Genomic DNA, 14,751 nt, shown 5'->3' on the forward strand with positions numbered 1-14,751 from the left:
GTTTCAGAGGGAAAGAAGAACTGGCTCCTCCTTTCTTAATGGGAGGCGCTTTTTCTCCATCCATTTTTGTGCTATACTGAAAGAAATAAGACACGGGAGGCACAGATGTCGACGATTTTTGATTACCTAAAAGAAGTGACGGACGATTCCATTTATGACCGCCCCTTCAAGGAGCTGGATGTCCTCGCTTTGACAGAGCTGACCTATCTGCCTTTTGGACACATTGTGCCTCAAGGAGATACAACAGGGATCCAAGTGCGCCTGTCTGATGCGATGGAACTGATCGACCGGACAACCGATTTCATCGTGAGTAACCAGCACCTCCAATTAGTCGATGAATTAGCTAGTTCAAAGCGCTTTAAGAACATCAAACTCCTTAACTACGTCGATGAGTACGATCTCGATGTGCAAAAACAGTTTGCGGCCATGACCTATCGGCTCACCATGGATGTCTATTTGGTCGTTTTCAGAGGGACGGATGACACCTTGATCGGCTGGAAGGAAGACTTCCACATGACCTATATGGACCATGTCCCAGCCCAGAAGCGCGCTGCCAGCTACCTGCAAAACGTCATGAAGGAATTTCCGAAAGGACGTTTCTTAGTAGCCGGTCACTCCAAAGGGGGAAATCTTGCAACCTATGCCTGCTCGTATCTACCTGATTCCTTATTTGAACGGGTCGACACGATCTACAGCTACGATGCTCCTGGCCTCAACAAGGCCATTATCGAAACCGAAGGCTACCAGCGCACGTCCCCATACATTCGTCGCTTTGTCCCTCAGGGATCCATCGTTGGCATGATGTTGGAAGTGCCAGAACCGACGACCATTGTCAAAAGTCACGCCTTGGGTGGCTTTGCCCAGCACGATGCCTTTACTTGGGAAATCAAGGACGACAGCTTTGTGACCGTTTCTGAAACCAGTCCAGATAGCCAGCAGACCGATCTGACCTTGAAGCAATGGGTTCGCGAGACCTCGGCAGACGAGCGCAAGAAGTTTTTTGACACCTTTTTTGGCATTTTTCTGGATGCCGGCATCACTTCCATCAATGATCTAACTGATCTCAAACAGCTAGCTAAGGCCAAGGAAATCCTCCAAAATGCCCAGGATTTGGATCCAACCGAGCGGGAAATGCTGGAACGCTTGGCCAAGCAGCTCATCGACACCCGCTTTCAAGCCTGGAAAAAATGGCAGACGGTCCCCCGCATCCTGGTTCAAATGGCCGCATTTTTCAAGCGAAAACAAGCAGTCGAGCTTGCCTCGCCACTGCTCTTAGAGCACAAGGAGTGAGGCTCAACTACTGAAAAAAGAGACCTCCTCTTCTATTCACTAGAACGCAAAATGAGGCTGGGACAAAAGTCCTAGCCTCTTAATTATCTTTGGATTGTCGAGCAAGACGCAGTGGTTGAGTGGGCTCTACTACGCTGATTTCATCAGCTTTTACAGCCCTACTCAACTGTGCGGAGGTGGGACGACGAAATCGAATTCTAACGAATTACCGATTTCTGTCCCACTCTCTTTTCTATTTTCTATTGTTTCTGAGGAGATGGAGTATCTGGCGTGCTTGCTTCTGTTACAGCTGCGCTTGCAGGCTCTGTTCCTGTCTCAGTTGTGGCAGGCTTGCTTCCTTCTGAAGCTGCTGCTTCTTTTTCCACCGGAGTTTCTGTAGCGACAGGCGTTTCAGCTGTGGAAGCTGGTTTGCCCGCTTCGCTTGCAGATGGGGCTGCAGCTAATTCTGCCTGGAAGGCTTGGATGGCCTGTAGTAAGGCTGCTTTATCACTCTTTGGATTAGCCAATTGGTCAAAGAGAGCTTCTAAGCGATCAAATACCGCATCACTAGCCCCCTTGTCCTGCAATTGTTGGTGTAGGGCCATCAATTGATTATAGAGCTGTTGATAAAGAGCGACATCCCCAATTTGAGGCTCTTCGGTTTGCTTCTGTTTTTGCTTTTCAATACTATCACTGATTTCGCGTAGAAGTGCTTCCCCACTTGGAATAGCCTTGTCTGGATCAGATTCTTTTCCAAGTTGAGCCAAGCCTGCTTCAAAAGCAGTTCGTTTGCCTTGGTCTTCGACTTGTGGCAAGAGCGACTGGATTTGCTCTAAGAGAGCTGTCAAAATCTTGTTCTGTTGACGGGCTTCTGTTGCCTTATCCAACTCTCCATACAAGCCTTTGAGGAAATCATAAACCGCTACGTTGTAGGATGGAGTTTGACTTCCTTTTTGATCCAAAACTGTTTTTTCAATAGGATAGGTTTGGCCTTTATCTTGGGAGAAGAGCTGGTCAATAGCTTGCTTAGTTTGGTAGAGCTCCATAAAGTGAGACTTGGAATCCCAAGCTTCTTCAAAGGCTTGAGCTCGGTAGAGCTTCAAGGCTAGATCTGCTGCCTTAGTGCGGAGTTCTGGTGTCAAGCGCGCATCGCTCAAGCTTTGGTAGAAATACTTGAGGTAATCGACCGATGTCACACCCGTCCGATCTTGCATCTCCTGAACAGCTTCTAATAGCTTCCCTTCCTGCTCTAGACGCTTACTGTCCTTGGCAGCATAGGCTTCCTGCAGTTGAGAGACCAACTCTTCCTTCTTCAATTGGAAGGCTTCTGTGTCTAGCAAGCGCACTTGTTCCAGCAATTCTTGGTAACGACGGTCCAAGGCTGTCTCTTCTTTTGGCTTGACCGCTTGAGTCGCATGAATGTACTGCGCATCAACCTGTTTGAGACTTGCCAGATAGCCCTCTGTTGAGTTACTTGGGAAACTCTTGACATTTTCCAAGAAGTGGCCCAAGATGAGCTCAATCCGTCTTTGTTGCAATGGATCAGAAGCATAGAGGCTGCGGCTTTCTGCTAAGAGCTGGTTGACCTTGTCCTCTACGACTTTCTTGTCCAAGTCTCCTTTTTTGTAAGGAGATTGGATGGTTGGAAGACGGTGGGCTAAGTAGTCTGCTAGTCCTGCTGAGCGCACCTTGATATAGTGGTTGTGATCGCCATGCGGGATGACAAACTGACCATTTTCAATCTGGAGACTATAAGGAGAAATCCCCGAACGAAGCGCTGTTGCATAGAGTTCATTGATAAAGTCTAATTCAGGATTGCCAGTTTCAAGTGGGATGCGGACATGTTCCTTCCGAACGGCATAAGGATGGATGTGGGTCGGATCGTATTCTTGGTCTGGATTGTTAAAGACAAAGAAACCATTGGAAATCTTAATGGCCTCACGAGGAACACCATAGGTCTTACTGATGTACTGGATCTTTTCCTCATCTGATGCATCACGAGAATAGGTCGCAACATCATCTGTCAGGGGCTGCCCCTTGTCCTCTTCTTTCTTACCAGCTAGAGTTGCCTCCGCTGCTGCAATCTCTTGAGGAGAGAGGTCCTTTTTATAGAAATAATGGGCATGGTTGCCATGAGCGACCATATAGCCTTCCTCGTCCTTGCTGATGACCTTGTCTGCGTGGAAGCCATGATCGTGCTCCTCTTCGTGCTCGTGACTGTCGCCATGCTCATGATCATGCTCATGTTCAACTGGTCTTGTGCTTGGATTTGAAGGCAAGCTTGGACTTCCTTCGGTTGGACTACTAGTTCCTTGAGCACGAAGCAATTGGAATTGCCGCGCCAACTCACGCTCTAAAGGCGATAGGGAGCTGTATGGGATAAAGTGGAAATGATCCCCATGAGGGTAGACAATCCCTTGATCTGTCCACTTGGTAATCTTACTTGGATCAAAAACAGAACCATCAGACTCCACATGACGAGAAGTCAGAGGTGTTTTCTGCAATTCTTCGATCAAGTTGGTCAGGGTTGGATTCGGTTTAGAAGTAGCCGGTTTAGAAGTCGTTGGGGTTGTCTGTGTATTGGTTGGACCGGCTGATGGCTGGTTGCTAGCTTGCTTCCCAAGGCTTGGAGAGGCTTGATCTGAAGTTCCATGCCCTGCTTCTGTGCTTGCTCCAGCTAGGTGTGAGCTTCCTGGCTGATGGCCGGCTTGACCACCTAAGACAGAGAGGGCTGCTGCTAACTCGCCAGCAGATAAGGCACTCTTTGGAATATAATGGAAATGGCCGCCATGGGGCACAATAAAGCCGTCCCCTGTATCTGAAATGACATCTCCAGGGCTAAAGACATAACCATCGTCCGTACGATAACCACCAGCTGTATGGTTCTTAGCCGTCAGTATCTCTAGAGTCTTTCCTTCTTTCAGCGCTTGACTCGGTTGACGGAAGTCACGGGTCTTGCCTGCCTTGTGCGAGGAGCTCGCTTGCACCGATCCTGTCTCTCCTTCTTCTTTGGTGCCTCCCTTTTGCTGTTGGGCGATCTCTTCGATCGAGCGCACATTGACTGTATGTTGGGCATCCTTTAAGTAGAGATAGTATTTCCCAGCGCGTTTGATAATATAGCCATCCTTGACCTTGCTCACGATATCCGCTTCTTGCAGCTGGTAAGTTGGATCCCGCAAAATCAACTCTTCACTAAAGATGGCATCAAATGGAACCTTGCCGCTGTAGTAATGAAAATGATCCCCATGAGAAGTGACAAAGCCTTCATCTGTAATCTTGATGACAATCTGCTCTGCCTGGGTCTTTTCCTTGGCATTGACCGCTTCGATGCTGTCTTCCTTTTTGCTGGTGGCAGACGATGACGATTTCTTGTCCGCTTGCAAATACTGAATCTGATTCTTTTTCTCTTCCTTGACTTGTGGTTGCTGACTGAGCGCATAGGCACAGAGTCCTAACCCCAAGGTCGCTACAATTCCAATCGTTCCCTTTTTCTTCATTCTTGATTTACTCCTCTAATTCCTTGGCTAAAGTCGCCATATTTTCTTCTAAATTTTCTAATAGATCCTTATCGTTTTGCGGATCAGCTTCCAGTGGATCCAAGACCTTGACACGCGCCCCTGTTGCCTTGGCGATACTATCTGCCACTTTTGACGACGTGTGCTTTTCCACAAAGATCGTTTTCACCTTGTAGTCTTTGACAAACTGCTGGATCTCGGCCAATTGCCGAGCGGTTGGTTCTTGCTCTGGGGAAATCCCTGCAATCCCTAACTGCTTGAGACCAAAGCGTTTGGCCAGATAAGAAAAGGCTGTATGTTGGGTCACAAAAGTCTTTTGCTTGGCCTTGTCAAAGAGAGGCTGGTAGTGGGCTACCAGGTCCTCACAGCGCTTTTCAAGCTTTTGAGCATTGGTCTGATAGCGCTCCTTGTTCTTTGGATCGATCTCTCCCAAGCGCTGGGCGATAATCTTTCCTTCCTCTGCAATTTTTACAGGATCCAACCAAGTATGCGGATCATACAAGTGCTTGGCTTCTTTTACCTGACCAGCATCGACATCCTCTAATCCAGCCACCTTATCAAGGGTCATTCCTTGGCTACCTTCGATCACTCGCAACTTGGAACCTTGAAGATTGGGATCTAAGTGACCGGCCCAAGATTCCAGGGTCTGAGAATGATAGACAAATACATCTGCATCATAGATCTGGGCCACTTCCTTGGTTGAGGGTTCATAATCATGGATCCCTGCACCTGACTGAACCATCCAGATGTCATTTTGATCGCCAGAGATTTCCTTGACCAGGGCATAGATGGGATAAAAACTCGTGACAATTTTAAGACCTTTTTTAGAAGGGGGCTTGCCCGCATTTCCTTGACTTCCACAAGCTGTCAGCAGAAAGAAAGCGAGAAACAAGAGTCCCAGAACCTTTATTCTTCTCCTATTCATCCTTCACCTCTTTTTCATTTTCGTTAACTAGTTTATTAATCAGTTAATTAACTAGTTAATCATACTGCTAATCATTTGCTTTGTCAAGCTTTTTTTACATTTTTTTCCTTTTAATGCTAGAGACTAGCAATTTCCTAGGCCCCACGAGCCTTCCTTGCAGTAAAAAAGAGAGTGGGACAGAAATCGGTAATTCGTTAGAATTCGATTTCGTCGTCCCACCTCCGCACAGTTGAGTAGGGCTGTAAAAGCTGATGAAATCAGCGTAGTAGAGCCCACTCAACCACTGCGTCTTGCTCGACAATCCAAAAACAATTGAGAGGCTAGGACTTTTGTCCCAGCCTCTTTTCCTTTCGTTATTCTTCTTCTGGGTAAACCAAGCCCCAGTCTTTGCGGAGTTGAGTCATGAGGTCCATGACATCGCGGCTGTAGTTTAGGTAGAGATGATTTTCCCTTCCTGCGACTGCTGCTTCCATATCGAGGACTTCATACTGGAGGGCTTTAGCGGTTTCTCCTGCTTCGATCACTTCTTGTGAACCATCTTCCGTATAGGTGATGACCGCTTTTTGGCCACGCGGGTATTCGTAGAGTTCGATATAGCCCTTATCATAAGCGATGGTACCGCGTTTTGGTTGTTTGGCGTGAAGACTCAGCGTCACCGTCGCCATTTCCCCTTCTGCATTTGTAAGAAGGATCCCCGCTTGCTCATCAACACCAGTCGGTGCCAGCTTGACCTGTGAAACCATCTCTGTCGGCTGTGACGTCATAAACCAACGCACGAAAGACAAAGCGTAGACACCGATGTCCAGTAGCGCACCACCTGCCAGATTGCGATTGAAAAAGCGGTTGCTCATATCGTATTCCTTATAGGAACCGAAGTTCATCTGGATGACTTTGAGCGGGCCCAACTTCCCACTTGCCACAATTTCAGAGAGTTTCCGATAAATAGGCATATGGAAAATGGTCATGGCTTCAGCCAGTTTGACATGGTTTTCTTCAGCAAGCTTTATCGCTTCTGCCAATTCCTCACTGTTGAGAGTGATGGACTTTTCGCAGAGCACGTGTTTACCAGCTGCGAGGGCCTTACGAAGATACTGGATATGCGTATTGTGAGGTGTTGAGATATAGATGATATCCACTTCAGGATCCTCAAAGACTTCATCAATTTCATGATACACCTTTTCGATCCCGTATTTCTCAGCGAAGGCGACACCCTTGTCATAGGTACGATTGGCAACGGAATAGAGTTTCCCACCAAGCGCTTCAAGGGCTTGCGCCAATTCATTGGCAATGACGCCTGTTCCAAGACTAGCCCACTTATAGTTGATGTGATGGCCCATTGTTTAATCTCCTTTTTTATTGACGGTAGAAATATTGATCAGCCGGATAGTTGCCTGCAGATTGAGTGACCACTAGACGTGGCTTGCTGGTATCAGACTGGTCTCCATCTGGATTTTGGAAACCGATTTTCAGAAGTCCAATCGCAGCACCAGTCTCACCCATCTTCATCTCAACATAAGGGATCTTGCTCTTCTTATCCGAGTCTGCAACAGCCTTGAGGCTTCCTTGGCCCTTGACTTTTCCATCTGCTTGGATGACGATTTCAGCCCCTTTGCCATTGCGCCAGGTTCCAGCTAAGCTTGAGAAGTCGCCTCCGTTAATGGCCGCAATATCCAAGTCTTTCTCTTTTTTCGGTTGTGGGTAAGCTTTCCACCACTCTAGATGGTAATCACGGTAGGCCGCATCCCCAAAGAGAATCCGACGTTCTTGGGAAGCTACTCCATCAGGACCTGTCACACCCGCTGGGATCAAGTACAAGGTTTGCTCTTGCCCTTGGATCGCAGTCCCATTTGCCCCTGTGAAATAAACTTCATAATAGCCTTTTCGCTTCTTGGGCTCTTTTTCTTTATTGAACAAGTAACTTGCCCGAGTGCCTCCACTCCAGAAAGTCCAGCCGGTCTCCCCATTTACAATACTTGGAAAGGCGTTGGTCTTGTTTTGGTAATACTCTTCTGGAGTATAGCCATAAAGTTTAAAACCGGAATCTGCGATTTCCTTTTCATAGGTATCATTGGAATAAGCACCTTCAAACGGTGAGAGATTGCCATCAAGGACGACATCATTGGGATCTGTCGATTTGAAAAAATCCTCCCGATTGGCAAAGACCATCTCGTGGTCAGGATTTTTATCAGACATGGTGACCGTGATCAAAGGCTTCTTGTCTGTCTTGTATTTAAAGACACGAACAGTGACTGTAAAGTCTGTATTGCCATCGGACTTTTTCATCTTACCTGTCGAAACTTTATTAGACCCTTCGACCTTCCAATCCGTGCTAAATTCAGCAGATACCTTGCCATCAGACGTTTGGTAATCGATCTTCCAGGCCTTGCCTTTTTTCTCGATTTTGGCTTCATCCCGTTCATTAGAGACGTAGTCACCACTCAAGTCAATAGTTTTTTCCTTTGGCTTAGTGGCCTTCTTACTGGTCTGGTTAAATTCCTTTTGATGGTCTGGTTGGATGTTGGAGCTAGAGTAGAGATAGACTCCACCGATCAGAACAACTGCTCCGACCAGCCCCAGAATCGGCCCCAGGTATTTTTTCTTCCACTTAAGATTCATTTTACTACCTCCATGGAATAAGATCTTTACACTAGTATACCCTAAATCGAAAGTATAGTAAAATTCCCCTCTATGTAGTGGTTTTCCAGGTTTAAACTGACTAGTCTTAGCAGAGAATACCTGTTTCTCAAAAATAATATTTTGTTTATCGTTATTTTTTTATCGTTTTTCGATACTTTTTTATTGACTATTTTTTTATAAAGAGTATACTATAAGTGAAAAATAAATAAACTTCAAGGAGGCTTGCGATGAAAAACTCAAAAACCTTAAAAAATGTCATTGAAGTCTTGACGGCTTTCATTTACTTCTGTGGCTTTATGACTGTGGCTGCACTGGTCGTCCACCTGCTTTCACGGATGGGAGTGTTTAAAGATCTCATTCAAACTGGACGCTTGTCCTTTGATGTGAATGGCATCCAACTCTTCCCCAAACATCCGCAACCTCTCTGGCAGCTGCTCTTCCCACTAGCCTCAAGCGCTATCTATATTTACCTTCTCATCACCATTCGCAGCTTCCTCCAAAATCTCTACCAAGAAAAGATCTTTTCTCACTCTAACATTGATCTTTGCAACCGAGCTTGGAAGATTCTCTTGGTCTTGTCCTTTATGTCTGGCACACTTGAAACCAGTGGAAATGCTTATCTCCTTCCCTTCACTTTCCAATTTACCTTTAACACAGGGCTTCTCCTTGCCGTTCCAATTGTCTGGGTCCTTGGCAAGATTTTAGAGAGAGGGATTGAGATTGCTGAAGAAAATGAGCTAACCATTTAAGGAGGGTGCCATGATTATCGTCAATCTAGATGTCATGCTGGCCAAGCGAAAGATGAAATCCAATGAGCTGGCTGACAAAATCGGCATCACCACTGCTAATCTCTCCATCCTCAAAACCGGCAAGGCCAAAGCCATCCGCTTCACCACCCTTGAAGCCATCTGCAAAGAACTCGACTGCCAGCCAGGAGATATCTTGGAATACCGGCCAGATGAATAGGACAAGTATTTAAATATATAATTGGAGACTTACCTTGGGTGAGGACGGACGGTAGCGAATCCCTTTGGGATTCCATACCTAAGATTTGAGCCCACTGTCTCAAATCTTCCGAGAGTCTGAAACGAAAATGTTTCAGACTCTTTTCTCACTGCGGAAGTCTCCATTAATATTCATTACAAATAGGACTCATCTTCTATCCTTGTAAAATTCAATGATGGGAACTATATCAATACAACAAAAGCACTCCCGCGGGTGTGCTTTTTTATATATGTTTAACCAATAATGCTTCCATTTGGAACAGATGGATCAACCGTTAAGACTGTTAATTGATCTCCATGTTCAGCTGAAAGAATCATGCCTTGGCTGACGTATTTTTTCATCATCTTACGTGGTTTGAGGTTGGCCACGATTTGAAGTTTCTTGCCGACCAATTCTTGTTCATTTGGATAGAATTTCGCGATACCAGAGAGGATTTGACGGTCTTCGCCATCTCCTGCATCTAGGCGGAAGCGAAGCAATTTGTCTGATCCTTCAACGCGTTCCACTTCTTTGACTTCTGCTACACGGATTTCAACCTTGTCAAAGTCTTCAAATTTGATCTCGTCTTTTTCAGACTTGAGTTCCACTTCTTCTGGAATCCATTCTTTTTCTTGTGGTTTTCCAGCAGTCATTTGAGATTGGATGTAGGCAATTTCTTCTTCCATGTCGAGACGTGGGAAGATTGGAGTTCCTTTGGCAACCACTGTGACATTTTCAGGGAAACCTGCTAGGGTCAAGTTTTCAAGATCGAAGTCCAAGCCCAAGCCAAGTTGTTCCATGATGGCATTTGAGGTGTTCATCATGAATGGTTGGATCAAATGAGCCACGACACGAAGGCTAGCTGCCAAGTGAGCCATCACTGCTGCCAATTGATCCTTGTCACCGTCTTCTTTAGCGAGGACCCAAGGCGCTGTCTCATCGATGTACTTATTGGTCCGAGAGATGATGTTCCATACGGCTTCCAAAGCGCGTGGGTAATCAACCGCATTCATTTGCTTGTGGTATTCAGCGATGTTTTCTTCAACTACCTTAGCCAAATCAACATCAAATGCAGTGACATTTTCGACATAAGCTGGAACTTGGCCACCAAAGTATTTATTGATCATGGCTACCGTCCGGTTAAGGAGGTTTCCAAGGTCATTGGCCAATTCATAGTTGATGCGGGCTACGTAGTCTTCTGGTGTGAAGGTCCCATCTGAACCAACTGGCAAACTGCGCATGAGGTAGTAACGAAGTGGATCCAAACCGAAGCGTTCCACCAACATTTCGGGGTAGATGACATTCCCTTTAGACTTCGACATCTTGCCGTCTTTCATGACAAACCAACCATGGGCAATCAAACGTTCTGGCAATTTGATATCCAACATCATGAGAAGGATTGGCCAGTAGATCGAGTGGAAACGAAGAATGTCTTTTCCAACCATGTGGAAGACGGTTCCATTCCAGAATTTATCAAAGTTTTCATGATCTTCTTGACCGTAACCAAGAGCCGTCACATAGTTGAGAAGGGCATCAATCCACACATAGACCACGTGTTTTGGATTAGATGGAACTGGAACTCCCCAAGTAAAGGTAGTCCGAGATACTGCCAAATCTTCCAAACCGGGCTCGATGAAGTTTTTCAACATTTCATTGAGACGGCCATCTGGCGTGATAAAGTCCGGTTGGGATTTGAAAAATTCGACCAAGCGGTCTTGGTATTTACTGAGGCGAAGGAAATAAGATTCTTCAGAAACCCATTCTACTTCGTGGCCTGATGGGGCTACCCCACCGATGACCTTGCCATTCTCATCACGGAAGACCTCAGCCAATTGGCTTTCTGTAAAGAACTCTTCATCAGAGACTGAATACCAGCCAGAGTACTCACCAAGGTAGATGTCGTCTTGCGCAAGCAAGCGTTCAAAGACTTGGGCCACCACTTCTTCATGGTAGTCGTCTGTCGTACGGATGAATTTATCGTATGAGATATCGAGTAATTGCCAGAGTTCTTTCACTCCAACGGCCATCCCATCTACATAAGCTTGTGGCGTAATCCCAGCTTCTTCTGCTTTTTGCTGGATCTTTTGACCATGCTCATCGAGACCAGTCAGGTAGAAAACATCGTAGTTCATCATACGTTTGTAACGCGCCAAAACGTCACAGGCGATCGTTGTATAAGCTGAACCAATATGCAATTTACCAGATGGGTAATAGATAGGGGTTGTGATGTAGAATGATTTTGTCATTTTCTTTTCCTTTCAGGGCTAATGGAACCCAATTTAGTAACACTCTATTATAACATTTTTAGGAGACCCTGAAAACCCAAAACCAGCTAGGATGTAAGGAAGACAAGCAAAAAAGCTGACCGAAGTCAGCTTTTTTATGGATAACAAATTATGTTATCTTACTTACCAAGATAGTATTCTTTTACAACGTTCAATTTTTCGTCAAATTCGAATACCAATGGTGGGAAGTTAGGGATTTCCACATCCATGATTTCGTCGTCTGACAATTGTTTGATGTGTTTTACAAGGGCACGGATTGAGTTACCGTGTGCTCCTACGAATACGTTTTTACCATCTTTAAGTGCTGGAGCGATTTTATCTTCCCAGAATGGAAGGGCACGTTCCAAAGTCACTTTCAAGTTTTCAGCATCTGGAATCACTGAATCGTCAAGTGAAGCGTAACGACGGTCAGTGTGTGCTGAGTGTTCATCATCACGGTCCATTGCAGGAGGCAATACATCGTATGAACGACGCCAGATGTGAACTTGTTCATCACCAAATTGTTCAGCAGCTTCTGCTTTGTTTTTACCAGTCAAACCACCGTAGTGACGTTCGTTCAAGCGCCATGATTTTTCAACTGGAACCCACAATTGGTCAGAAGCTTCAAGAGCCAAGTTAGTAGTTTTGATCGCACGTTTCAATACTGAAGTGTAAGCTTGGTCAAATTCGATACCAGCTTCTTTGATCAATTTACCAGCGTCGATCGCTTGTTGTGTACCTTTTTCAGACAAATCAACATCAGCCCAACCAGTGAAAAGGTTAGCTTTGTTCCATTCAGACTCACCGTGGCGAGCAAAAACCAATTTTACCATTAGATGGATCTCCTTTTTATTCTCCGAGGTTTCCCCCGTTTATCTATTTTATTCTACTAGATTTTCAGTAAAAAATCTAGTGGCGACCATAGAAAAGTGCAATTTCTCACAAAAAAGAGCCTGACGGCTCTGGTTTCTCTCACATTAATTTTTCTGACAGTCGGGGCAAATGCCATAGACGGTCATCTGAGTCTTGGTGATCTGGTAGCCACTTTGACTGGCTGCTTCTTCGCGAAGATCTGGGACTTCAATGTCCACATCTGCGATACGGCCACATTTTTCACACACCACATTCAAATGGTCATGCCCCATGAAATCAAAATAGGTCGTGGTATCATTGCGAACCTTGATCTCAGAGACAACCCCCTCATCAATTAATACCTTGATATTGTTGTAGACAGTTGCTAGACTCATGCTTGGAAACTGAGGCAATAAATCACGATAGATCTTCTCAGCGCTTGGATGTTCATGACTCGCCACTAAATAGGAAAGAACTGCTCTGCGGGTATCGGTAATCCGAATGCCCTTAGCACGTAAATTTTGCAAGACTTCTTCCACGCGCTCTTCTTCATGACGATGCAATGCGTTCACTATGATCCCCCCTTTCCAATATGATTTAATCGATTCGTTACCCTTATTATATCATGTTTCAAAATAAATCACTATTTAGAATGCTTTTAATTAAAAAAAATGTCCAGTGGACATTTTTTTCACGAGCCTAAAAATGGAAAAGCGAGGTTATGTCCAGGGGACATTGATTCACGAGCCTGAAATAGATTCATCTACTCTCAACCGATCCAACTGGTCATCCAGCGTACAGTTCCTAAGATCATTTTGACCACGAGGATCATAAAGCAAAATTCCAGTACAAACCACAGCCCTTTCAATAGATACAAAATAGGTCGGATTAACAACAAGGCAAATAGTCCTAAAATGACTCGCATGGTCTTTTCTCTCTTTCTTTTTCCTATTATACCCTTATCCTATAGAGCTGTCCAACAAAAAAACCACCCTAGAAATCTAGGATGGATTTTCAAAATGCAATTATTTAACTGCTTCTTTAAGAGCTTTACCAGCTTTGAATGCTGGAACTTTAGAAGCTGCGATTTTGATTTCTTTACCAGTTTGTGGGTTGCGACCTTTACGAGCTGCACGTTCACGAACTTCGAAGTTACCGAAACCGATCAATTGAACTTTTTCACCTTTTGAAAGGTATTCTGAAACTGCTGCGAATACAGCATCAACAGCTGCTGCTGAATCTTTTTTAGTCAATTCTGTAGCTTCTGCCACTTTTGCGATCAAATCTTGTTTGTTAGCCATTTAACAAATCCTCCAAATTTTTTTAGGCTTTACGCCTTAACAGTACTATAATATCTAAAAAAAGCCTTTAGGTCAAGTACTAAACCTGTTTTTTCAAACATTTATTCAGCTTATTCGTAGCGCACCAAAACTGCAAATGCATTCTCACCTGTATGGGTTTGGATAATCGATCCAGTTTCGAGAACTGGGATCGCATTTTCAACGAGCGATTGCAACTGAGCCTTCATTTCATTTGCCCATTCTGGCGTCCCTGCGTAGGAAATCCCGATCTCAGCCACCTTGCTGTGGGATAGTTTCTCTACCAATTCATCCAACCACTTCTTAAAGGTCTTGTTTCCACGTCCCTTGACGATTGGTTCTAATTGATGGTCCTTCATTTCCATCACCACACGGATGTTAAGAAGCGAGCTCAAAAGTCCGGTAACACGGCCAATCCGACCACCTTTAACTAGATTTTCCAAGGTAGATACGCCGATATACAACTCTGTCTTTTCTTTGACTTCTTCGATACGAGCTAAAACGGTGTCTAGATCTGCTCCTTCTTTAGCCAACTTAGCTGCTTCAACCACTTGGAACTTCATCGCCTGGTCTGTAAAGCCACTATCAATCACAGTAACATCTGCTCCTGACAAGGTTGCCCCTTGACGAGCCGCCTCTACGGTTCCTGACAAGGCATGAGACATATGAATTGAAACGATATGAGCTCCGTCTGCTGCTAACTTTTCATACACCTCCGCAAAGACTCCAACGGGTGGTTGGCTGGTCTTTGGAAGATTTTTACTAGACTGCATTAAGCGCAAGAAGTCCCCTTCACCCAACTCACTGTCGGAATAAAGGACTCCATCCACCATAACAGAAAGTGGCACAATGGTAATGCCATATTCTTCAACCACTTCAGGCTCAATTGTAATAGATGAGTCTGTAACTATTTTAATATTTGCCATATATTTCTATACTCTTCCTAAGAATGTTCTGCTTTCATTATATCAAAAAACACGGGGTTT

12 protein-coding genes are annotated in these 14,751 nt (G+C 45.0%); 3 read left to right on the forward strand and 9 right to left on the reverse strand.

What is annotated here, in order from left to right; all coding sequences use genetic code 11:
• Positions 1-105 precede the first annotated feature (105 nt).
• A complete protein-coding gene (locus ABVF55_RS08135; RefSeq protein WP_445285204.1) occupies positions 106-1,290 on the forward strand; it encodes a DUF2974 domain-containing protein in 1,185 nt (394 codons plus the stop codon).
• Between the two features lie 239 nt (positions 1,291-1,529).
• On the opposite strand, the gene ABVF55_RS08140 is transcribed toward ABVF55_RS08135, so the two are convergent.
• From ABVF55_RS08140 to ABVF55_RS08155, 4 genes are all read right to left on the reverse strand, one after another.
• Entirely contained in the window at positions 1,530-4,766 is a 3,237-nt protein-coding gene (locus ABVF55_RS08140; protein ID WP_445285205.1) for a pneumococcal-type histidine triad protein, read from the reverse strand.
• A 7-nt stretch (positions 4,767-4,773) separates the two neighbouring features.
• Positions 4,774-5,709 carry a metal ABC transporter solute-binding protein, Zn/Mn family gene (locus tag ABVF55_RS08145; protein WP_445285206.1) on the reverse strand — a complete coding sequence of 312 codons (936 nt, stop codon included), beginning with the start codon at positions 5,707-5,709 and terminating at the stop codon, positions 4,774-4,776.
• Between the two features lie 353 nt (positions 5,710-6,062).
• The gene (locus ABVF55_RS08150) at positions 6,063-7,046 is read right to left on the reverse strand and encodes a Gfo/Idh/MocA family protein (RefSeq protein ID WP_445285207.1); all 984 of its coding nucleotides are present in this window, start codon (positions 7,044-7,046) and stop codon (positions 6,063-6,065) included.
• Between the two features lie 16 nt (positions 7,047-7,062).
• Positions 7,063-8,325 (reverse strand): DUF6287 domain-containing protein, encoded by a 1,263-nt coding sequence (locus ABVF55_RS08155; RefSeq protein ID WP_445285208.1) that lies wholly within the window; start codon positions 8,323-8,325, stop codon positions 7,063-7,065.
• Between the two features lie 248 nt (positions 8,326-8,573).
• Between ABVF55_RS08155 and ABVF55_RS08160 the strand changes: the two genes are divergently transcribed.
• A complete protein-coding gene (locus tag ABVF55_RS08160) occupies positions 8,574-9,095 on the forward strand; it encodes a DUF2975 domain-containing protein (RefSeq protein WP_247923040.1) in 522 nt (173 codons plus the stop codon).
• Between the two features lie 10 nt (positions 9,096-9,105).
• Positions 9,106-9,312 carry a helix-turn-helix domain-containing protein gene (locus ABVF55_RS08165; protein WP_003006064.1) on the forward strand — a complete coding sequence of 69 codons (207 nt, stop codon included), beginning with the start codon at positions 9,106-9,108 and terminating at the stop codon, positions 9,310-9,312.
• A 272-nt stretch (positions 9,313-9,584) separates the two neighbouring features.
• On the opposite strand, the gene metG is transcribed toward ABVF55_RS08165, so the two are convergent.
• The 5 genes from metG to ABVF55_RS08190 form a co-directional block, all read right to left on the reverse strand.
• On the reverse strand, positions 9,585-11,576 hold the full coding sequence (metG, locus tag ABVF55_RS08170; protein ID WP_445285209.1) for a methionine--tRNA ligase: 1,992 nt from the start codon (positions 11,574-11,576) through the stop codon (positions 9,585-9,587).
• A gap of 158 nt (positions 11,577-11,734) precedes the next feature.
• Positions 11,735-12,427, reverse strand: a complete 693-nt coding sequence (locus ABVF55_RS08175; protein WP_003012031.1) for a phosphoglycerate mutase — start codon at positions 12,425-12,427, stop codon at positions 11,735-11,737.
• A gap of 144 nt (positions 12,428-12,571) precedes the next feature.
• Positions 12,572-13,018 (reverse strand): Fur family transcriptional regulator, encoded by a 447-nt coding sequence (locus tag ABVF55_RS08180; protein WP_003006041.1) that lies wholly within the window; start codon positions 13,016-13,018, stop codon positions 12,572-12,574.
• A 453-nt stretch (positions 13,019-13,471) separates the two neighbouring features.
• The gene (locus ABVF55_RS08185; protein ID WP_003006038.1) at positions 13,472-13,747 is read right to left on the reverse strand and encodes an HU family DNA-binding protein; all 276 of its coding nucleotides are present in this window, start codon (positions 13,745-13,747) and stop codon (positions 13,472-13,474) included.
• Positions 13,748-13,857: 110 nt separating this feature from the next.
• The gene (locus ABVF55_RS08190) at positions 13,858-14,691 is read right to left on the reverse strand and encodes a DegV family protein (RefSeq protein ID WP_445285210.1); all 834 of its coding nucleotides are present in this window, start codon (positions 14,689-14,691) and stop codon (positions 13,858-13,860) included.
• Positions 14,692-14,751 lie beyond the last annotated feature (60 nt).

The sequence above is a fragment of the Streptococcus sp. KHUD_012 genome, assembly GCF_052588255.1.

Bases quoted from the DNA above. Each gene is read 5' to 3' on its own strand.
- ABVF55_RS08150 (WP_445285207.1), bottom strand. From the start codon at position 7,046: ATGGGCCATCACATCAACTATAAGTGGGCTAGTCTTGGAACAGGCGTC.
- ABVF55_RS08135 (WP_445285204.1), top strand. From the start codon at position 106: ATGTCGACGATTTTTGATTACCTAAAAGAAGTGACGGACGATTCCATT.
- ABVF55_RS08165 (WP_003006064.1), top strand. From the start codon at position 9,106: ATGATTATCGTCAATCTAGATGTCATGCTGGCCAAGCGAAAGATGAAA.
- ABVF55_RS08140 (WP_445285205.1), bottom strand. From the start codon at position 4,766: ATGAAGAAAAAGGGAACGATTGGAATTGTAGCGACCTTGGGGTTAGGA.
- ABVF55_RS08175 (WP_003012031.1), bottom strand. From the start codon at position 12,427: ATGGTAAAATTGGTTTTTGCTCGCCACGGTGAGTCTGAATGGAACAAA.
- ABVF55_RS08190 (WP_445285210.1), bottom strand. From the start codon at position 14,691: ATGGCAAATATTAAAATAGTTACAGACTCATCTATTACAATTGAGCCT.
- ABVF55_RS08155 (WP_445285208.1), bottom strand. From the start codon at position 8,325: ATGAATCTTAAGTGGAAGAAAAAATACCTGGGGCCGATTCTGGGGCTG.
- ABVF55_RS08145 (WP_445285206.1), bottom strand. From the start codon at position 5,709: ATGAATAGGAGAAGAATAAAGGTTCTGGGACTCTTGTTTCTCGCTTTC.
- ABVF55_RS08160 (WP_247923040.1), top strand. From the start codon at position 8,574: ATGAAAAACTCAAAAACCTTAAAAAATGTCATTGAAGTCTTGACGGCT.
- ABVF55_RS08185 (WP_003006038.1), bottom strand. From the start codon at position 13,747: ATGGCTAACAAACAAGATTTGATCGCAAAAGTGGCAGAAGCTACAGAA.
- metG (WP_445285209.1), bottom strand. From the start codon at position 11,576: ATGACAAAATCATTCTACATCACAACCCCTATCTATTACCCATCTGGT.